Source organism: Streptomyces sp. NPDC029836 (assembly GCF_055574495.1).
Genome location: NZ_JBVHZI010000003.1, coordinates 574,423 through 593,917, shown reverse-complemented (window position 1 = coordinate 593,917; position 19,495 = coordinate 574,423). Strand labels below are relative to the sequence as shown.

General features: G+C 72.9%; 17 protein-coding genes. 8 read left to right on the top strand and 9 right to left on the bottom strand.

Annotation, left to right across the window (positions count from 1 at the left end):
• Window positions 1-7: 7 nt before the first annotated feature.
• Entirely contained in the window at window positions 8-580 is a 573-nt protein-coding gene (locus ACZ4XJ_RS13545) for a helix-turn-helix domain-containing protein (protein ID WP_362877764.1), read from the bottom strand.
• A gap of 125 nt (window positions 581-705) precedes the next feature.
• Between ACZ4XJ_RS13545 and ACZ4XJ_RS13540 the strand changes: the two genes are divergently transcribed.
• From ACZ4XJ_RS13540 to ACZ4XJ_RS13525, 4 genes are read left to right on the top strand one after another with little or no spacing between them, the layout of a single operon-like run.
• The gene (locus ACZ4XJ_RS13540; protein WP_383988091.1) at window positions 706-1,485 is read left to right on the top strand and encodes an ABC transporter permease; all 780 of its coding nucleotides are present in this window, start codon (window positions 706-708) and stop codon (window positions 1,483-1,485) included.
• Window positions 1,482-2,198: an ABC transporter ATP-binding protein gene (locus tag ACZ4XJ_RS13535; protein ID WP_362877766.1), complete on the top strand. Its 717-nt coding sequence runs from the start codon at window positions 1,482-1,484 to the stop codon at window positions 2,196-2,198. The genes ACZ4XJ_RS13540 and ACZ4XJ_RS13535 overlap by 4 nt, the downstream gene beginning before the upstream one ends.
• A gap of 52 nt (window positions 2,199-2,250) precedes the next feature.
• A complete protein-coding gene (locus tag ACZ4XJ_RS13530) occupies window positions 2,251-3,270 on the top strand; it encodes an ABC transporter substrate-binding protein (protein WP_468496255.1) in 1,020 nt (339 codons plus the stop codon).
• 60 nt (window positions 3,271-3,330) lie between these two features.
• Window positions 3,331-4,440, top strand: a complete 1,110-nt coding sequence (locus ACZ4XJ_RS13525) for an aryl-sulfate sulfotransferase (RefSeq protein ID WP_362877768.1) — start codon at window positions 3,331-3,333, stop codon at window positions 4,438-4,440.
• A 69-nt stretch (window positions 4,441-4,509) separates the two neighbouring features.
• On the opposite strand, the gene ACZ4XJ_RS13520 is transcribed toward ACZ4XJ_RS13525, so the two are convergent.
• On the bottom strand, window positions 4,510-4,710 hold the full coding sequence (locus ACZ4XJ_RS13520) for a hypothetical protein (RefSeq protein WP_362877769.1): 201 nt from the start codon (window positions 4,708-4,710) through the stop codon (window positions 4,510-4,512).
• Window positions 4,711-4,971: 261 nt separating this feature from the next.
• On the opposite strand from ACZ4XJ_RS13520, the gene ACZ4XJ_RS13515 reads away from it, so the two are divergent.
• Complete coding sequence (locus ACZ4XJ_RS13515) at window positions 4,972-6,567, top strand: phospholipase D-like domain-containing protein (RefSeq protein WP_468496254.1); 1,596 nt, start codon at window positions 4,972-4,974, stop codon at window positions 6,565-6,567.
• 46 nt (window positions 6,568-6,613) lie between these two features.
• Here ACZ4XJ_RS13515 and ACZ4XJ_RS13510 read toward each other — a convergent pair whose 3' ends face one another.
• The 6 genes from ACZ4XJ_RS13510 to ACZ4XJ_RS13485 all read right to left on the bottom strand — a co-directional run bounded on the left by ACZ4XJ_RS13510 (window position 6,614) and on the right by ACZ4XJ_RS13485 (window position 14,062).
• On the bottom strand, window positions 6,614-7,000 hold the full coding sequence (locus ACZ4XJ_RS13510) for a hypothetical protein (protein WP_362877771.1): 387 nt from the start codon (window positions 6,998-7,000) through the stop codon (window positions 6,614-6,616).
• Between the two features lie 304 nt (window positions 7,001-7,304).
• A complete protein-coding gene (locus ACZ4XJ_RS13505) occupies window positions 7,305-8,222 on the bottom strand; it encodes a MurR/RpiR family transcriptional regulator (protein WP_362877772.1) in 918 nt (305 codons plus the stop codon).
• A gap of 111 nt (window positions 8,223-8,333) precedes the next feature.
• Window positions 8,334-9,146, bottom strand: coding sequence for a hypothetical protein (locus ACZ4XJ_RS13500; RefSeq protein WP_468496253.1), 813 nt, complete (start codon window positions 9,144-9,146; stop codon window positions 8,334-8,336).
• The gene (locus ACZ4XJ_RS13495; protein WP_468496252.1) at window positions 9,146-10,420 is read right to left on the bottom strand and encodes a VWA domain-containing protein; all 1,275 of its coding nucleotides are present in this window, start codon (window positions 10,418-10,420) and stop codon (window positions 9,146-9,148) included. The genes ACZ4XJ_RS13500 and ACZ4XJ_RS13495 overlap by 1 nt, the downstream gene beginning before the upstream one ends.
• A 91-nt stretch (window positions 10,421-10,511) precedes the next feature.
• Complete coding sequence (locus tag ACZ4XJ_RS13490; protein ID WP_468496251.1) at window positions 10,512-11,705, bottom strand: cytochrome P450 family protein; 1,194 nt, start codon at window positions 11,703-11,705, stop codon at window positions 10,512-10,514.
• Between the two features lie 80 nt (window positions 11,706-11,785).
• On the bottom strand, window positions 11,786-14,062 hold the full coding sequence (locus tag ACZ4XJ_RS13485; protein ID WP_468496250.1) for a HelD family protein: 2,277 nt from the start codon (window positions 14,060-14,062) through the stop codon (window positions 11,786-11,788).
• A 198-nt stretch (window positions 14,063-14,260) separates the two neighbouring features.
• On the opposite strand from ACZ4XJ_RS13485, the gene ACZ4XJ_RS13480 reads away from it, so the two are divergent.
• The 3 genes from ACZ4XJ_RS13480 to ACZ4XJ_RS13470 all read left to right on the top strand — a co-directional run bounded on the left by ACZ4XJ_RS13480 (window position 14,261) and on the right by ACZ4XJ_RS13470 (window position 17,801).
• Complete coding sequence (locus tag ACZ4XJ_RS13480) at window positions 14,261-15,379, top strand: M20 family metallopeptidase (RefSeq protein WP_468496249.1); 1,119 nt, start codon at window positions 14,261-14,263, stop codon at window positions 15,377-15,379.
• 184 nt (window positions 15,380-15,563) lie between these two features.
• Window positions 15,564-17,423 (top strand): galactose oxidase-like domain-containing protein, encoded by a 1,860-nt coding sequence (locus tag ACZ4XJ_RS13475; protein ID WP_468496248.1) that lies wholly within the window; start codon window positions 15,564-15,566, stop codon window positions 17,421-17,423.
• Window positions 17,424-17,591: 168 nt separating this feature from the next.
• The gene (locus ACZ4XJ_RS13470; RefSeq protein ID WP_362877842.1) at window positions 17,592-17,801 is read left to right on the top strand and encodes an acyl-CoA carboxylase subunit epsilon; all 210 of its coding nucleotides are present in this window, start codon (window positions 17,592-17,594) and stop codon (window positions 17,799-17,801) included.
• Between the two features lie 14 nt (window positions 17,802-17,815).
• Here the strand turns inward: ACZ4XJ_RS13470 and ACZ4XJ_RS13465 are convergent, their stop codons facing one another.
• On the bottom strand, window positions 17,816-19,447 hold the full coding sequence (locus ACZ4XJ_RS13465) for an FAD-dependent oxidoreductase (protein WP_362877778.1): 1,632 nt from the start codon (window positions 19,445-19,447) through the stop codon (window positions 17,816-17,818).
• Between the last annotated feature and the right edge of the window lie 48 nt (window positions 19,448-19,495).

The following is a 19,495-nucleotide window of genomic DNA, read 5'->3' as shown; positions in this document are numbered from 1 at the left end:
GCCCCGCCTATCCGTTCGCGATGACGAGCAGGGTACGGGCCGGCGCCGTGCGCCCGCCGAGTCCGCAGCGGTGCGGGATCTCGCCCCGGTGGTGGGCGCTCTGGCCGGCGCGCAGGACGAGCGGTTCCTCGCCCTCGACCTCCAGGACGATCTCCCCCTCCAGGACGTAGAGGAAGTCCTCGCCGGGGTGCTCGAACCAGCCGCGTTCGCCCCGGCCGGCTTCGAAGTGGTGTTCGTAGGCCTCCATCAGCCCGCTGCTCCCACCGGGGATGAGCACCCGGGCGATCTGCCCGGCGGCCTCGCTCACGCGGATGACCTGCGGATCGCTCTCGTGGCTGACGACGCCGGGCCGGTCGGGGCGGCGCAGGAAGGTTCCCGGCGCCACGTCGAGGGCCTCGGCGATACGGTAGATCGAGCTGAGGCTGGGCGTGGCGAGTCCGCGTTCCAGTTGGCTGAGGAAGGGTTGCGAGAGGCCCGAGCGGGTGGCCAGTACGGCCATGGAGACGCGGCGGGCGGTGCGGCAGCCGCGGATCGCCCGCCCGACCTCGATCGCTTCGGGCGTGGGTTCGGGTCGAGACACGCTGGTGAACGTACCCCATCGCCGATCTTCGCCCGGGAGGCCCCGGGAGGTTTCGCACCGCTGCAACACCCCGTTCATAAGCGTGGTCAATTATTGACCTCACTTATCAACGAAGGAGTCCTCGCGTGCAAGCCACCCCCTCACCCGTGGGCCGGGCCCTCGGCCGGCTCGGGCCCGCCCTGGGCGCGGCCGGCGCGGTGCTCGCCCTCTGGTCACTGGCCGCCTGGTCCGGCGCGGTGGCACCGGGGCTGCTGCCCACCCCCGTCGAGACCGTCGCGGCGCTCGTCGACAGCGCCCGCAGCGGGGTGCTGGCCACCGACCTGAGCGCCAGTCTGGCCCGGGCCGGTCAGGGCTTCGCCCTCGGCGCGGTGATCGGGGGCGCGCTGGGCTTCGCGACGGGCTACCTGCCCCGGCTGTCGGCGGCCGTGACCCCGGTGGTCTCCTTCCTCCGGCCGATCCCGGCGATCGCGCTCGTCCCGTTGGCTACGGCCTGGTTCGGGATCGGCGAGAGCGCGAAGAGGCTGCTGATCGCCTACGCCGTCCTGCTCGCCGTCTGGCTGTACGTCCACGACGGGGTGTCCCGCGTCCCGGTATCCCACCTGCGGGCGGCCCGCTCGTTGGGGGCGCCACTGCACCGGCGCTTCACCGAGGTGCTGTTGCCGGCGGCCGCCCCCGCCCTGCTCGCCGCGCTGCGCTACGGCGCGTCCGTGGCGCTGCTGGCGCTGGTCGCCGCCGAACTGGGCGGCGCGGACGCGGGGTTGGCGTACCGACTCCAGGTGGACGGACAGTTCCTGCGGGTGGACAGGATGTTCGCGGGGCTGCTCGTCCTCGGGTTGCTCGGGGTGGCCGCGGACCTCGTGCTCGCCGCCGTGGGTCGCCGCTTCGTGCACTGGAGCGCGTCATGAGCCTGACGGTGCGACTGGAGGGACTGTCGGTCGGCTACGGCGACACCCCGGTGTTGGAACCCACGGACCTGGAGTTCCCCGCCGGTTCGTTCACCGCGCTGCTGGGGCCGAGCGGTTGCGGCAAGTCCACGGTGCTGAACACGGTGGCCGGCTTCGTCCGCCCGGCCGCGGGGCGGGTGACGGCCGGACCGGACACCGTACGGGGTCCGGGTCCGGACCGGGGCGTGGTCTTCCAGCACTACGCGCTGTTCCCGTGGCGCACGGCCCGCGGCAACGTCGAATTCGCTCTCAAGCGGCTCGGGTTGAGCCGGGCCGAGCGTCGCGAGCGGGCCCTGGCAGCGCTGGAGGAGGTGGGGCTGGCCGACGGCGCGCAGAAGTACCCGGCGCAACTGTCGGGAGGCATGCAACAGCGCGTGGCACTGGCCCGCGCCCTCGCCGCGCGTCCCGAAGTCCTACTGATGGACGAGCCGTTCGGCGCACTGGACGCGCTGACCCGGGCCCGGATGCAGGGCCTGCTGCGGGAGCTGTGGCGACGCAGCGGCACCACCGTCCTCTTCGTGACGCACGACATCGACGAGGCGCTCGCCCTCGCCGAGCGGGTCGTCGTCCTCGGCGGCTCCCCCGGCCGGGTCCTGGCCGACCACGCGGTGACGCCCGGTCCGCCCGACCCCGACCTGCGCGCGCTGATCGCCCGGCGACTCGGCGCCGGCTGAGCGCCGCGACGATCCACGCCGCTCCACACTCCCCCTCGGAAGGACCCGAACCATGCCCGCAGCCCGATCCGTTCCCGGAACCCGCGCGGTGGCCGCCGTATTCCTGGCCTCCCTGCTGTGCGCGCTCGCCACCGCCTGCGCCGGCGGGGCCGGCGCCCCCTCGACCTCCGGCGGGCGCCTCGCGGTCACCGTGGCCGGCAGCGACCACCTGGGCGGCGCCCCCGTCCACATCGCCGAGGAGCGCGCCCTGTGGGCCGCCGAGGGAGTCGACGCCACCGTCACCACCCTGTTCACCGGCCGCGACGCGCTGAACGCCGTGCTCGGCGGCCAGGCGCAGCTCGGGATCGTGGGCGACCTGCCCGCCGTGACGGCCGCGTTGAGCGGGCGCGACGTACGGATCGTCGCCGACCTGTCGCGGTTCTCCGACTGGCGGCTGCTGTCCGCGACCGACCGCGGGATCAGCGGTTTCGCCTCGCTGAAGGGCCGCAAGGTGGGGGTCCCCCGCGGCACGAACGTCGAGTACGCCCTGAGCCGGATGCTCGTCTCGGCGCAGCTGACCGCGGCCGATGTGACCGTCGTCAACCTGGCCCCCAACCAGGTCGCGGCGGCGCTGGCGCGCGGGGACGTCGACGCCGGAGTCACCTTCCCCAGCTTCTACGGAGCGGCCCGCACCGCGCTCGGCGGCCGCTACGCCGAACTCCCCTTCACCGGATACACCGCGCGGACCCTGCTCGTCGCGGGCCCCGCCGCGAGCGACGAGGCCGTGACGGCGGTCCTGCGTACGGTGCTGCGCGCCCAGCAGGCATCGACCGCCGACCCGGCGGCCGCCCGGGCGGCCCTGGTGGCCCAGTCGAAGGGCGCCCTCCAGGCCGCGTACGTCGACGCCTTCCAGCCCCGCTACACCTACGGCGCGAGCCTGTCCGCCGAGTTGCTGACGCAGCTGACGCACGAGGCCGCCTGGGCCAAGGCCACCCAGTCCCTGCCCGGCGACGCCGACCGGAACGCTCTACTGGGCCGGTTGCGTCCGGGCCCGCTCAAGACCGTCGACCCGACGGCCGTCACCGTCGGCTGACGGTGACACCGCCCCTCACACCGCCCCACGACTGATGAACACCCACCTCAGGAGCTCCCCATGACCGTCGACCAGAACACGCTGCGCCGCCGCGGGACCGGCCTGCGCGCCCACGATCCCGAGCGCAGCCACGGCGGCTACACCCTCTACACCCCGATCACCGGGAACGGCGAGATCCACCTCGTCGACATCGAGGGCCGCCCGGCGCACACCTGGAAGTCCCCCCACCCGCCGGGCCGCCAGGCCCAGTTGCTGCCGAACGGCAACCTCTTCTACGCGGCCAAGGACACCTCGGGGCCGACCCTCTTCCCGATCTGGGACGTCTACCACGGCGGCATCTTCCAGGAGCTCGCACCCGACTCCACCGTGCTGCGCGAGGTCCGGCACCCCTTCCACCACCACGACGCCTCCGTGCTGCGCAACGGCAACCTGCTCATCACCGTGGTGGAGCCGCTGTCACCGGCCGACGCCGCCCGCGTCCGCGGCGGCGTCCCCGGCTCGGAGGCCGCCGGCGGGGTGATCTACGGGGACGTGGTGTACGAACTCACCTGGGACGGGGAGACGGTGTGGCGCTGGGCCGCCATCGAGCACCTCGACCCCGAGGAGGTTGCGCTCAACCCGCACTTCGCGCGTGAGCACTGGCCGATGGCCAACACCGTCAACGAACTCGCGGACGGCGGCGTCGTGATCGGGTTCCGCAGCGCGTCCACGACGGTGGCCGTCGACCGGGCGGACGGCTCCGTGCGCTGGCGGATCGGCCCCGACGTGCTGGCGCAGCAACACCATCCGCACGAGCTGCCGGGCGGCACCGTCCTGGTCTTCGACAACGGGACGTACCGCGACACCACCTCCGTGCCGTACTCGCGGGTGCTGGAGCTGGATCCGATCACGGGCGAGGAGGTGTGGGCGTACGAGGACAACCCGCCGCAGAACTTCTACAGCCCGTACATGTCCAGTGCGCAGCGGCTGGCGAACGGCAACACGTTCATCGCCGAGGGTTCCTTCGGGCGGCTCTTCGAGGTGACGCCGGAAGGGGACGTGGTGTGGGAGTTCGTCGTCCCGGAGTTCGGCGCGTTCAGCGACGGTACCGGTTTGGAGTCCTCGCGCGGCGCCCAGAACTCGGTGTTCCGCGCCTACCGGTACGGGGCCGAGCAGATCCCCTGGCTGTGAACGGCGCACGGCCGGTCCCGCACCCCGGTCACCCGGGGTGCGGGACCGGCCGGAGCCGGTGCGGCCTCGTCAGTTGTTCGAGCCCACGGTGTTGTCGTGACCGGCGTTGAAGACGTCGTCCGCGGCGAACTGGAGCCAGTCACCGAAGACGAGGTTGTAGCTGGGGCCTTCCGGAACGGTCACGGTCACGTCGGCGCTCGCGGCGGACGCGCCGGCGAAGAGGAGGGCGCCGGTGGCAAGGACCGTGAGGACGGAACGGACAGATCGCATGGATCCACCTTTCGAAAGGGAGGGAACAAGGAGAGAAGGTAGGCAACCGACGCCCGGCTGTCCCGGCGCCCGACCGCGCGGCAGCGAGTCCCATCCGAATGGACCAGCCGTGCGGAAGCCGCTCGGGGGGGGTGGCCGGAAGCAGACCCACCGGGGTGAACACAGGGCTACGGGCTGGTAACTTGCGCGAGTTGATCAAGGCCGGGGGGTCCGGTTGCACCCTGCCGCCCGGCAGAGCCACCCCCCGAGCAAGGAACCACATTGGCCCGCACCGTCCGCACGACGGCCCTCGCCCTCACCCTCTCCGCCGCCCTCCTCCCCGCCGCTCCGGCCTTCGCCTCCGACGCGCCCACGCCCCACCTGGACTCCATCGAGCAGACCCTGCGCCAGGTCTCCCCCGGCCTGGAGGGATCCGTGTGGGAGCGCACCGCCGGCAACCGGCTGGGCTCCTCCGCGCCCGGTGGCGCCGACTGGCTGCTCCAGACGCCCGGCTGCTGGGGCGACCCGTCCTGCGCGGATCGCCCCGGCACCCGCAGGTTGCTCGACAAGACGCGGGAGGACATCTCCCAGGCTCGGGAGAGTGTCGACATATCCACTCTGGCACCCTTCCCGGACGGCGGTTTCCAGGACGCGATCGTGGCCGGGCTGAAGGAGGCCTCGCGCAACGGCAACCGGCTACAGGTCCGCGTCATGGTCGGCGCCGCGCCGATCTACCACGCCACGGTGCTGCCGTCCGCGTACCGCGACGAGCTGGTCGGCCGGCTCGGTCCGGACGCCGCGAACATCACCCTGAACGTGGCGTCGATGACGACCTCGAAGACGGCGTTCTCCTGGAACCACTCGAAGCTGGTCGTGGTGGACGGCGGGTCGGTCATCACCGGCGGCATCAACAGCTGGAAGGACGCCTACCTGGACACCGCCCACCCGGTGAGCGACGTCGACCTCGCCCTGTCGGGTCCCGCCGCGGGCTCGGCCGGCCGATACCTGGACACCCTGTGGGACTGGACCTGTCGCAACAAGGGCAACTGGGGCTGGAGCGCCGCCTGGTTCGCCTCGTCGAACGACGCTGGCTGCCTCGCCACGCTGCCGCGGCCCGCCGCGCCGGCCACGGGGGGCGACGTACCCGTCCTCGCCGTCGGCGGTCTGGGCGTGGGCATCCGACAGAACGACCCGTCCTCGACGTTCCGCCCCGTCCTGCCGACCGCCCCCGACACCAGGTGCGGCATCGGTCTGCCCGACCGGACCAACGCCGACCGGGACTACGACACGGTCAACCCGGAGGAGAGCGCCCTGCGCGCGCTGGTGGCGAGCGCCACCGAGCACATCGAGATCTCCCAGCAGGACGTCCACGCGACCTGCCCGCCGCTGCCCCGCTACGACGTCCGGCTCTACGACGCGCTCGCGCGGAAGCTCACCTCGGGGGTCAAGGTCCGCATCGTCGTCAGCGACCCCGCGAACCGGGGGCCGGTCGGCAGCAACGGCTACTCGCAGATCAAGTCCCTGAACGAGGTGAGCGACGCCCTGCGCGGCCGACTGACGGCGCTGACCGGCGACGAGGGCCGGTCGAAGGCCGCGATGTGCCAGAACCTCCAGCTCGCGACGTTCCGCTCCTCGGACAGCGCGACCTGGGCGGACGGCAAGCCGTACGCCCAGCACCACAAGCTGGTCTCGGTGGACGACTCGGCCTTCTACATCGGCTCGAAGAACCTCTACCCGTCCTGGCTCCAGGACTTCGGCTACGTCGTGGAGAGCCCGGCGGCGGCGCGTCAGCTGGCGAGCGGCCTGCTGGCACCCCAGTGGCGCTACTCGCAGGCCACCGCCACGTACGACTGGACGCGCGGCCTCTGCCAGGACTGACCGGCGACGGCCCGGGGCGGTGGGGCCGTGGGGCCGTCCCGTCCGCTTAGCGCTTGCGCTGCGCGGGGGTGTTGACGAGGAGTGCCTCGGAGACCAGGCGCACGCCCCGTGCCAGTCGGCCGAGCTGTTCGAGTTCGATCGCGTACATCCGGATCGTGTTCTCGATGACCGTCTCGGCCATGCCCATCATGGGCAGCTCCGCCCGACTGGTGTGGAGGGCGACGCGCACGGCCCGCATCTCGTGCTGGAGCTGGAGCTGCACGTGGCGGGCGAGGAGGGCGTGGTGACGGGTCAGGGTCAGATAGCCGCCGTAGCGGGCCGGGAGGAGGTCGCGCAGCCATCGGGTGGCGGTGCGTTCCCAGTCGTGCGTACCGGGGCTCTTGACCTGCAGGGGCCAGTCCGGGCTGCGCGTGAGGGTGGCCGTCTGGGGCATTCTCGTCACTTCCGAGGGGTGTCGAACTCTGATCGAGACAGTGCTGGGGGCGGCCTCGGCCCAGGGGTTGACCGAGGCCGCCGGGGCGCCTTGCGGGATCCGAAAGCCTGACTCGACACCCGGTCGCACCGTGAGGAGGAGCGGTGTACAGGGTGTCCGTTCGAGGGGGACGTGGGGACGTCACCCTTGGCATCTGATGGATCCGGAGCGCCGCCGTCAGTAAACATATATACCGTCGAGTAAGCAAGGGTATGAAAAATTTCATGCACCTGCCGGCACTGAATATTTTTGGTCCGACCGGACCCTAGAGGAAGAAACCGTGCTGGTCGGCGACCTGCTCGTACTGTTCGAGCCGGGCCTGGGTCCGCTCCGGATCGGCGTCGGCCATCGCCTGGAGCAGGGCGGCCGAAAGCATGCCGGGGGCGGCGTACGAGTCGAAGACCAGCCGCGAGCCCGTACCGGCCGTCAGGACCACCTCGGCCTCGTCGACCAGGGGGCCCAGGGTCGGGTCCGTGATCAGGACCACGCGCAGGCCCGTGCTGCGGGCCGCCCGCAGGGCCGCGAGGGTCTCGTTCGCGTGCCGGGGCATCGCGAAGGCCAGCACCCAGCTGCCGCCCGCGGCCCGGGACTGCAGCAGGGCGTCGTAGGCGACGCTGCCGCCCCGGGTGACCAGGCGGACGTCGGGGTGGATGCGGCGGGCCGCGTACGCGAAGTACTCGGCGAGGGAGACGGAGATCCGCAGGCCGAGCACGGTCAGCGGGACGGAGCGGGCCAGCTCGCGACCGATGTCGAGCATCTGGTTGGTGTCGGCGAGCAGCCGGCGCACGTTCTCCAGGTTCTCGATCTCCGCGTCCACGGCCGCCTGGAGCTCGTTCTGGCGGATCTGCTCCCGGCTGTCCGGGGTGCCCGCGACGGCGCTGAGCGCGATCGGTTGCAGGACGTCGCGCAGGGCCGGGTAGCCGCTGAATCCGAGGGAGGCGGCGAAGCGGGTCACGGAGGGTTGGCTCACCCCGACCCGCTCGGCGAGCTCGGTGATCGACAGGAACGCCGCCTCGGTGAGGTGGTCGATCAGGTACTGCGCGATCCGTCGCTGGCCCGGGGAGAGCCGGTGCCCGTCGAAGAGCGCGAGGAGACGGTCGGCCGGCGGCCTGACCTGCTCCGGCGCCCGTCCGCCCGGCGTGATCGCAGCCGCCTGGGCGCGTGCCTGCTGCCCCGATGACACCGGCGGGCCTCCTTCTCACGTCACTCGTGTTCCAACATAGCCCACGCTCCGTGTCCGGTGATCAACTCCCTGGTCGGGTACCGCCGCGCCCGGGGGCGCGGCGGCGTCCGCTCAGGCGGCGGGACGGGAGCCCCCGGGGCGGCCCGAGCCCCGGGTGAGGGTGTGTCCGAAGACGCCCGCGAGGGCGGCGAGCACCCCGCCGGCGGCCGTCCAGATCCAGCGGTCGGACCACCGGCCGCCGGCCCAGCCGTCCTCGGGCGCGCGCGCCGCGCGCTGCTCCTGCGAGGCGCCGGCGATGCCCGGGACCAGCGGTTCGGCGAGGGTCGCGTCCACGGCCACGGCCCCGCCGACGTCCTTGACGTCGGCCTCCACCTGGGCGCGGACCGGCAGGCCCAGGTCGTCCTGGGGCAGGCCGACGACCGTCAGGCGTACGTAGTAACTGCCCGGGAGGGGGTCGTTGGCCCAGGGTTCCGCGCCGGCGCGGACGGTGCGCAGGGTGCAGGAGAGTTCGGCGGCCCCGGCCTCCTTGGCCACCGCCCGGGTCTGCGTCCCGTAGGCGCAGGCCTGGCGGCGGCGCAACCCGTCGTACACGTCCAGCTGCCAGGTGGCCGTGCCGTGCCGCAGCGCGGGCTCGGGCAGGGTCACCGACGCGCGTACGGTGACCTGTTGCCCGGCGTCGGCCGGGAGCACCCAGTAGAGGTAGTCGCCGGTGGAGGCGGCCGCGGTGGCCTTTTGGCCGGGCCGGAAGGCGGTCGCGGTCCGGAAGCCGGTACCGGCCTCGGTCGGGCCGGCGGTGTCGCCGCTCCCGCTCGGGGCGGGGCTGGGCGTCGCGGTCGCCGGTGCCTTCGCCGTGGCCGGGGCGGCGGCACCGACCAGGGCCGGGCCGGCCAGCAGGGCTGTGGTCAAGATACCTGCGGTACGCATCAGTTGGTCCTCCGGACGGATATGCGCCAGCGCGAGATCCAGCCCCGAACGAGGCCCGCGAGCAGGCCGGTGAGGGCGAGCACGGCCAGCGGCCACCAGCCGCGGCCGAGGCCGAAGGCGGCGACGTCGGACGCCTCGTCGGGGCCGTCGACCACGTCGATGGTCAGCTCGACGGGCATGCCCTGTGCGGTCTTGACGGCGGGTCCGGCGGAGAAGGAGTTGCTGACCTGGAGGCAGACGGTTTCGGGCGCGTCGGCGGCGTCGCCGTCGGCGTCGTCCAGGGTGGCCTTGGGGTGGCGCAGGCCCGTGGAGATGACGTCGGTGCGGCCGTCACCGGACTCGGACCCCCGGACGATCTCCCGTCCGTGGACGGTCGTCGCGCGCAGCAGGATCCCGTAGTCGCGGTTGACGGCGCGGTCGGCGCCGATGCTCACGGAGGCGCGCAGTTCCTGTCCGGGGCGGACGTCGACCCGGTACCAGCGGTGCTCGCCGAAGGTCTCCCGGTCGGAGTAGAGGCCGGCCCCGAGCTTCGGGGCGTTCTCGCACCGCTGAGCGCCCTCGGTCGCCACCGGGGTGACGACGGGGTCGGCGGCGCGGTCGACGAGTTGTCTGACCCTGCCGGACAGTTCGGCGGTGTGCTGCACCGAGGTGTAGGTGCCGCCGGTGGCTTCCGCGATGCAGGTCAGCTGGGCGCGGGTCTTGGCGTCCGGGACGAGGCCGAGGGTGTCCACGACGAGGTGGATGCCCTTCGCGGCGATCTCCCGGGCCACTTCGCAGGGGTCGAGCGGGGCGCAGGTGTCCTCGCCGTCGGTGATGAGGACGATCCGGCGGGTGGCGTCGCCGCCCTCCAGGTCCTGGGCCGCGCCGAGCAGGGCGGGGCCGATGGGGGTCCAGCCGGTGGGGGCGAGGGTGGCGACGGCGGTCTTGGCCTCGGTGCGGTTCAGCGGTCCGACGGGGTACAGCTGCGCGGTGTCCTTGCAGCCGAGCGCCTTGTCCTCGCCCGCGTAGCCGGCGCCCAGGGTCCGTATGCCGAGCCGCACGTCCTCGGGGACCGCGTCGAGGACCTCGTTGAAGGCCTGTTTCGCGGCGGCCATCCGGGACTGTCCGTCGATGTCGGTGGCCCGCATCGAACCGCTGACGTCGAGGACGAGTTCGACCTTGGGCGGTTCCTTCCGAGGTCCGTCGGCCGCGGCCGCGGTCGTCGGGAGGAGCCCCGCGCTGAGGGCGACGAGCAGGCCGCAGGCCGCGGCCGCCAGCCGTTTGGTTGTGATCATCGCCGGATCGTAGTGAGGATCCCGCACCGATCCAAAACGGTCCGCGGCGGCCGCCGTTCACCCTGCGCAGGGGGTGGTGGTCGGGACCGGACTACCAGCGCACGGGGAGGTGGGTCGTCCCGTGCATCAGGATGCCGGGGAGCCATTCGAGGGGGGCGGCGGAGGTGTCACGGGCCAGGTCCGGAAAGCGTTCCAGCAGGCCGCGCAGGGCGATGCGGCCCTCCAGGCGGGCCAGTGGGGCGCCGATGCAGAAGTGCAGGCCGTGGCCGAACGCCAAGTGGCCCTGCGGGGCGCGGTGGATGTCGAAGTCGTCGGGCTCCGGGTAGCGGGCGGGGTCGCGGTCGGCTCCGGCCAGGGAGACGAAGACCACGGCGCCCGCGGGGATGACGCTTCCGCCGAGCTCCACGTCCCGGGCGGCGTGCCGGTAGGTGGCGTTCTGCACCGGGCCGTCGTAGCGGAGCGTCTCCTCGATGGCGCCGCCCAGCAGGCCGTCGTAGTCGGCGCGGAGGGCGGCCAGTTGGGCCGGGTGGTCGAGCAGGGCCCGCAGGCCGTTGGCGATCAGGTTGACGGTGGTCTCGTGGCCCGCGATGAGCAACAGGAAGGCCATGCCGATCAGTTCGTCGGGGGAGAGCGCGTCGCCGTCCTCGTCGCGGGTGCGGATCAGGGCGCTGAGGAGGTCGTCCCCCGGAGCCTTGGACTTGGCCTCGACGAGCTCCGCGAGGTAGGCGCCCAGTTCCTGTTGGACGGTCGAGTGCGGGTCGGGGGCGACGGGCGCCACGACGGCGTTGGACCACTGGCGGAAGCGCTCGCGGTCCAGGTCGGGTACGCCGAGCAGTTCGCAGATCACGGTCATCGGCAGCGGGAAGGCGAGCGCCTCGATGAGGTCGGCGGACCGTTCGGGGCGGGCGGCCATCGCGTCCAGCAGTTCGTCGGTGATCTGCTGGACGCGCGGGCGCATCGCCTCCACCCGCCGGGCGGTGAACTCCCGTGCCACCAGGCGGCGCAGGCGGGTGTGGTGGGGCGGGTCGGACTCCAACATGTTGGTGCCCGCCGACGTGGCCACGAGCTCCGGGTACCTCCCGGAGGTCCGCCAGTCCTTGAGGAGGTCGGGGTGGTTCAGCGCCCGGCGGGCCTCTTCGTGGCCGACGACCAGCCAGTTCGTCTCCGCCACCATGGCCATGCCGCTGACCTCGTGCACGGGCCCGGCGGCGCGCAGCTCGGCGTAGAAGGAGTGGGGGTCGGCGTCGAAGTCCCGCGCGGCGGTCCTGATGTCTACTACAACCATCACGCCACACTACGAGAGCCCCGGCCGCCGAAGGCGCGGCAAACCGGCCACTCCCCCGCATGGCGGTGGCCGGTCGGCGCCTACACCGTCGGTTCCGGGTCGGCCAGGCCCTGCGGGAGCCGGCCGGTGTGGACCACGTCGAGGTGCTGGGTGGCCCGGGTGAGGGCGACGTACAGGTCGCTCGGCTGGAAGTCGGCGGGCTCGACCACGATCACGGTGTCGAACTCCAACCCCTTGGCCTGGCGCGGGTCGAGCAGGACCACCGGCCGGGTCAGGTCCGGCTCCTCCCCCACCCGTACGCCGGGCAGCGCCGCGGCCAGCGCGGCGTGCAGCGGGCGCGGCGCGATCACCGCGAGGCGCCCTTCGGCGGGCCGGGCCGCGCGCAGGGCCTCGGTCACGCCGGCGGTGAGGTCGTCCGTCGCGCGGATCCGGGGCGGTGTTCCCGTGGACCGCACCGAGCGCGGCGGCTCGAAGTCGGGGCGGTGGGCGCGGAGCACGGCGGCGGCGACCTCCATGATCTCGGCGGGCGTACGGTAGTTGACCCCCAGGCGCACCCGCTCCCAGCGGTCGCCGACGTACGGCTCCAGGATTCGCCGCCAGGAGCCGCAGCCCGCTTCGTCACCGGTCTGGGCCGGGTCGCCGACGAGGGTCATGGACCGGGTGGGGCACCGGCGCAGGAGCAGGCGCCACGCCATCTCGGACAGTTCCTGCGCCTCGTCGACGATGACGTGGCCGAAGGCCCACGTCCGGTCGGTGGCGGCGCGTTCGGCCGTGGTGCGGTGGTCTGCCTCCTCCTGTCGTTCCGCCATGCGCTGGGCGTCGATGATGTCGTGGGCGGCGAGGTACTCGTTCTCCGCGTCCTCGAACTCGTAGGAGTCCGAGCCCTGGGAGAGGTCGAGGACGCCCTGGGCGTAGGCGATGCGCTCCAGCCGGTCGCGTTCCTCGGCGGCCCGCCGGGCGGTGTCGTCGAATCCGAGGAGTTCGGCGGCCTCGTCCAGGAGCGGGACGTCGGCGGGGGTCCAGTCGCCCCCGGTGCGTCGGATCAGTTCGGCCTCGTCCGTCGGCAGGTGGGTCGGTTCGGCGAGGAAGTCGGCGATCAGGCCGAGGGGGGTGAGCGGCGGCCAGAGGCTGTCGATGGCCGCGTGGACCTCGGTACTGGTGGCGATCTCCTTGCCGAGCTGCGCGACGTCGTCCGGGCCGAGGAGGTTGGGGCCGCCGTAGGGGTCGGCGCCGAGCCGGTCGGTGAGCTGCGCGGTGAGGGCGTCGATGACGGAGAAGGCGAAGTAGGGGCGGGCGAGGTTGTGCGGCAGGCCGGTGCCGCGGGCCCGGTCGCGGGCTTCGTGGGCGATGGCGCGGTCCAACAGGAGGGTGCCGTAGTCGTCGTGGTCGATCTCCAGGGCGGGCTCGGGGACCACGTCGTTGTCCTCGCCGCTGCCCGCCGGGATCCTCTCGGGCAGGGTCTGGTGGTCCGCGACGACCCGGGCCAGGACCTCCGCCATGGCCGCGCGGCCCTTGACGGCCGCGGCGCCGGGGCGGTCGGTTCCGGTGGCGTGGATCCCGGGGAAGAGGTCGCCGGGAGAGGCGAGGAGCACGCCCGTCTCGCCGAGGGAGGGCAGCACCTCCCCGATGTAGCCGAGGAAGGCGGGGTTCGGCCCGACGATCAGTACGCCGCGCTTGGCGAGGAGTTCCCGGTAGGCGTAGAGGAGGTAGGCGGCGCGGTGCAGGGCGACGGCCGTCTTGCCGGTGCCGGGGCCGCCTTCGACCACCAGGACCCCTTGGTGGGGCGAGCGGATGACGCGGTCCTGCTCGGCCTGGATGGTCCGCACGATGTCGTGCATGCGGCCGGTCCGGGCGGCGTCGAGAGCCGCCAGCAGGACGGCGTCGGCGTCGGCGCCCTCGTGGCCGGTGCGCTCGGTGTCGGAGAGGTCGAGGATCTCGTCGTGCAGGGCGGTGACCGTGCGCCCCCGGGTGGTGATGTGCCGGCGGCGGCGCAGCCCCATGGGGACGTGTCCGGTCGCCAGGTAGAACGGGCGTGCTCTTTCGGCCCGCCAGTCGATGACCAGGGGGGTGCGTTCGGAGTCGTCCTGCCTGATTCCAATGCGGCCGATGTGGTGGTCGCGGCCGTCGGTGAACTCCAGTCGACCGAAACAGAGACCGTGTTCGGCCGAGTTCAGTACGGAAAGCAGCTCGGATTGTTCGGCGACGATGACATCGCGTTCCATACGGGCCTGGAACCCGTTTCCGCCCTCCTTCAGGGCCGCGCGCAGCGTGCGTTCGGCCTGGTCCCGTCGGTCTTCGAGGAGCGCGTACAGCCGGGTGATGAATTGCTGCTCATTTTCATGTTCCACGTTTGACAATTCCACTCCCGACGCGATACGATGCCACTGCAAAACTCCCTCACGCCTTCGTCGCACATGATGGTGCACCTATTCGCGAAGATGACGTGAAACAATGAATATACGCAGGCACGCACCCCGGACGTCAATTCGTCCGGGGTAATTTTTTTGCGCCGCGGGCCCACCGGGCCCCGCGCGGGCCGGCAGTACTCTTGCGGGATGACGACGCAGAACCCGGCCGACGTGAACGTTGACGCGATGATCGAGGACCTCAGGACACTCGTCGAGATCGAGTCCCCCTCCCGCGACACCGACGCGCTGGCGGCGTCGGCCAAAGCGGTCGCCGACCTCCTCGACCGCCGACTCGGCGGCCAGGCCGTCCTCGTCGAGAGCGAAGCCGGACCCCACGTCCACTGGTCGGGCGGCGGTGCGCCCCGCGTCCTGGTCCTCGGCCACCACGACACCGTGTTCCCCCACGGCACCCTCGCGCGCCGCCCGTTCACCGTCACGGACGGACACGCCACCGGCCCCGGCGTCTTCGACATGCTGGGCGGCCTCGTCCAGGCCGTGCACGGACTGGCCGCGCTGGACGACCTCTCGGGCGTCGAGGTCCTGGTGACCGCCGACGAGGAGGTCGGCTCCCACTCCTCCCGCGCGCTCATCGAGGAACGGGCCCTGGCCTGCGGAGCCGTGCTCGTCTTCGAGGGCGCCGCCGACGGCGGGGGCCTCAAGACCGGACGCAAGGGCTGCGGCACCTTCCGGGTCTCCATCACGGGCCGCGCCTCGCACGCCGGCCTGGAACCCGCCGCCGGGATCAACGCCCTCGTCGAAGCGGCCCACCAGGTACTGGAGATCGCGGCGCTCGGCCGACCCGAGGTCGGTACGACCGTCACCCCGACCGTCGCCGCCGCCGGGACCCTGGACAACGTCGTACCCGCAGGAGCGACCGTCGTCGTCGACGTACGGGTCGAGTCGCAGGGCGAGAAGGAGCGGATCGAATCCGCCTTCGCCGCGCTGGCGCCCCACCTCGACGGGGCACTGATCGCCGTCGAGGGCGGTATCGGCCGCCCCCCGATGCCAGAGTCCGCCTCGGCCGAACTCTTCGCGGTGGCGCGGGAGTTGCTGCCGGGCATCGAGGGCATGTCCGTCGGCGGCGGCAGCGACGGCAACTTCACGGCGGCGCTCGGAGTGCCGACGCTCGACGGTCTCGGCGCGGTCGGGGGCGGCGCGCACGCCGACCACGAGTACCTCGTCGTCGACGCCATGCCCGAACGGGCCCGGCTCGTCACCGGACTGGTGAACGCGATCCGGGACGCGCGGGCGGGGCGGCAGGCTTGACGGGCGGCGCACGGGTCCCGGCAGGAGCGGACACCCGAAGCCCCGGGTGAGGGACCCCGCGAAGTGACCTCGCGTCGGACGGGGTGGTTTGTCCCGGTTCTTCTAGCATGGGCGTCCCGTCCCGGCTGTCGCACCGAGGAGAGGCGTGTCCCGAGCACACCGGTCCGCCGCACGATCCGCAGGCGTGTTCCTCTCGGCCCTGGCCGTAGCGGCCACGCTGGCCGTCCCGGCCTCGGCCGACCCCGGCGACCACCGGCTCCCGACGACCCACGACCGCTCCCATGGCCCCGCGGCGGCCTCGGCGGCTTCGGCGGCTTCGGCAGCCGAACCCGCGGCCGATGAGGTGGCGCTGCTCGGCGAGGAGCACGCCCGCGCCCACGCCGGCCGGCGCGCGGCCGTCCGGGGCGCCGTCGGGTATCCACAGGCCACCCGCACCGCGAGCCTGGAGTCCCTGCGGGAATCGCAGGCGCGGACCAACGCCGGGTTCGAGCCCTCGGCGTCGGGCCGGTTCACGGACTTCTTCCCCTCCCCCGACTTCGGCGTCCACCTCGCCCAGTTGCCGACCGGCAAGGTGCTGCTGTTCTCCTTCGAACGCGTCGAGACCGACCCCACCAAGGAGACCGGCCCCACCGACCGGATCGGCCCGACGAACGCGGGCCGCGCGTTCCTGTGGGACCCGGCCCGGGGAACGGGAGCCCGCGCCTTCAAGGAGGTCCGGCCGCCGACCGTCCTGATGCCCGACGGCACGCACGTCCCGCGCCCCGCGCCGTTCTTCTGCGCCGGGCACGCCTTCCTGCCGAACGGCATGCTCGCGGTGTTCGGCGGCAACACGGGCGGCAAGGGGGGCAGCGGCGCGAAGCTGTCCTTCGTCTTCGACCCCTGGACGGAGACCTGGTACCGCAACCGCGACATGGCCGCGGGCCGCTGGTACCCCTCGGTGGTCACCGGGGCGGACGGCCGCCAGCTCATCATGTCGGGCCAGTCCGAGCGCGGTACGGGCACCCCCACGCCCGTCGTGGAGCGTTTCCCGGCCAAGCGCCTGCCGGTGCCCTGGCGGCCGTACGACATCCCGCTGGACGTCGCCGCCGAGCGGTTCGGCGTCGACGCGCCCTTCCGCAACGACTACCCGCACCTGTTCTCGCTGCGCAACGGCATGGTCTACGGGCTGGGCCGGGACGCCGACCAACAGTGGTTGTTCGACCCCGTCGCGGAGACCCGCCGCGACCTGCCGCGGCGGCCGGCGGACTTCCGCGGCTACGGCTCCGCGGTACCGCTCCCGGCCGGGTTCCGCGGTCCGGACTCGGTGCTCGTCCTCGGCGGCGACCCGCACGACCCCCACACCTACCGGCTCGCGGGAGGCCGGTGGAACACCGAGGAGCCGAGGGCGTTCGGCCGTACCCAGGACGACACGCTGATCCTCCCGGACGCCACGCTGCTCACGGTCAACGGCGCCCTGAGCACGCGGGACTACGGCAACGGGCCGTTCAACCCGAAGGCCGACCTCAAGTACCGGCAGACGGAACTGCGCGACGCGCGGGGCCACTGGCGGCTCGGACCGGCGCAGCGGCTGCCGCGCGGCTACCACTCGAACGCCCTGGTGATGCCCGACGGCCGGGTCATGGTGACCGGGGACGAGCTCCAGCAGATCGCCAACGACCCCGACATCGGGGACGCGATGGACGGCAGCGTCGAACTCTACGAACCCGCCTACCTGCACCGGGGCCACCGGCCCGCGCTCGACAGGGTGCCCGGCGGCGAGCTGGCCCACGACACGGCGTTCGAGGTGCGCAGCGCGGACGCCGCCTCGGTCCGGCGGGCCGTGCTGTTGGCTCCGACGACGGTGACCCATGCGGTGAACACCAGTCAGCGCCACTTGGAACTGCGTCTCACCGGGGTGCGGGGCGAGGTCGTCGGGCTGCGGACCCCGCCGTCGGCGGCGGACGCGCCGCCCGGCTACTACATGCTGTTCCTGCTCGACGGGCGGGGCGTTCCCAGCGCCGCCAAGTGGGTGAAACTCGGCGTGCGCCAGGACGCCCGGCGCTGACCCCCGTGGCGGTGGCCCGCCACGGCCCCGGCGGCCCGGGCGTGTCGCACGGATGGGTGTGGACGGAGTCCCCCGGCACGACAGGCCGTCGGGGGGCTCGTAGCGTCGTGAGCGTCGGGGCCCCGAGGGCCCGGCCCAGGTGAACTCTCCTGCTGAGAGGCCGTGTCGATGCGAAACGACGCCCCCATATCCAGCCTGCTCCGGGTCCACCGGGGAACCGCCGAACCCGAGGAACTGGCCGCGATCGCGGTCGTGTTCGCCTGTCTCGCGGGGCGGGTCGCCGCACCGCCCGCCGACACCGGGAAGGCCCGGCACCGCCGCCCGCCGCCGCGGCCCACGGGCCACGGATGCTGGTCGGGGTGCTGGGCCTGCGCCTGACTCCTCGCCGTCGGTCAGGACCGCGCGAGCAGGTGCGTCATCGCCTCCAGCAGCGCCGCCCGCGGGTCCGCCGCGGCGCCCTCGGCGCGCCAGGCCACGAACCCGTCCGGGCGTACGAGGACGGCGCCGTCGACCGGCAGCTCGTGCAGCGCGGCCCAGTCGGCCTCGGGTGCCTGGACCAGGTCGGCGTCGGGCGCCGAGCCGATCGTCCAGGCGTCCAGCCGGGCGGACAGCTCGCGCGCCACCTTTGCGGCCGCCTCCTGCCAGGGCGTGCCCGGGGAGCTGAGCAGCACGAACGAGGTCTCGTACAGGTCGAGCGTGGAGATCCGCTCCCCCGCCCGGGTCAGCCACAGGTGCGGGGCGCGGGTGCCGACGTCGCCGGCGAGGCGCATCTTCTCCGGGATGATCGGCCGTGCCCGGTCGCCGCCGATGACGGCGCCCTTCGGGTAGGCGTAGCCCATGGCGGTGGTCAGGACGCCGCTGCCGGGGCCGCCGCCCATGGTGGGGGGCGGTACGTAGCCGGGGTGGCTGTGCTCGGCCGACCGGGCGGAGGCCCGCTCGCTGGTGGCCTTGGCGACCGGCAGGCGCTCGGCCTCGTACGTGTCGAGCAGGTCGGGGCCGGCGGAGCCGTTCAGCACCGCCGCGACCTTCCAGGCGAGGTTGTGCGCGTCCTGGATGCCCGTGTTGGAGCCGAAGGCGCCGGTCGGGGACATCTCGTGCGCGGCGTCGCCGACGACGAAGACGCGGCCGACGCGGTACTGCTCGGCGACCCGTTCGGCGGCGTGCCAGGGGGCCTTTCCGCCGATCTCGACGTCCAGGTCGGGCACGCCGATGGCCTCGCGGATCTGCGCCACGCAGCGCTCCTCCGTGAAGTCCTCCAGGGTTTCGCCGGTCTCCGGGTGCCAGGGGGCGTGGAAGACCCACTGGGTCTCGTTGTCGACCGGCAGCAGGGCGCCGTCCGCGCCGGGGCGCATCAGGTAGCAGACGATGAAGCGCAGGTCACCGAGGAGACCGGCGAGGTTCTCGGACCGGAAGACGATGCTGACGTTGTGGAACAGCTCGCCGTTGCCGCTCTGGCGGATGCCGAGGGCCTCGCGGACGGGGCTGCGCGGGCCGTCCGCGGCGATCAGGTAGTCCGCTCGGACGGTGAGGTGCTCACCGGTGTCGCGGTTCTTGACCAGGGCGGTCACTCCGGTGGCGTCCTGGTCGAAGTTCATCAGTTCGGTGGAGAAGCGCACGTCGGCGCCCTGGGCGCGGCTCTGGGCGGCGAGGACCGGCTCGATGTTGTTCTGGCTGCACAGGCACCAGCCGGTCGGGCTGAAGCGGGCGAGGGCCCCGGAGGGGTCGACCGCCTTGATCAGCCACTTGTGCTCTCCGCCGATCAGCGCGTGGGTCTGCAGGATTCCCTGGTTGGCCTCCAGCGCGGAGGCCTCCTTACGGATGGCGGGCTCGGCTCCCGCCGTCCGGAACAGTTCCATCGTGCGTGCGTTGATCCCTCGTCCGCGGGGGTGGACGGAGGTACCGGAATGCTTTTCGACCAGCAGGTGCCTGATGCCGTGACGGCTCAGGAAAAGCGAGGTGGACAGGCCCACGAGGGAGCCGCCCACGACCAGGACCGGTACGCGAACATCGGCATGCTCTTCCATCAGCTGCGGGCTCCTGTTTCGTCTTGGGGGCAGTGGTCGTTTTATGCC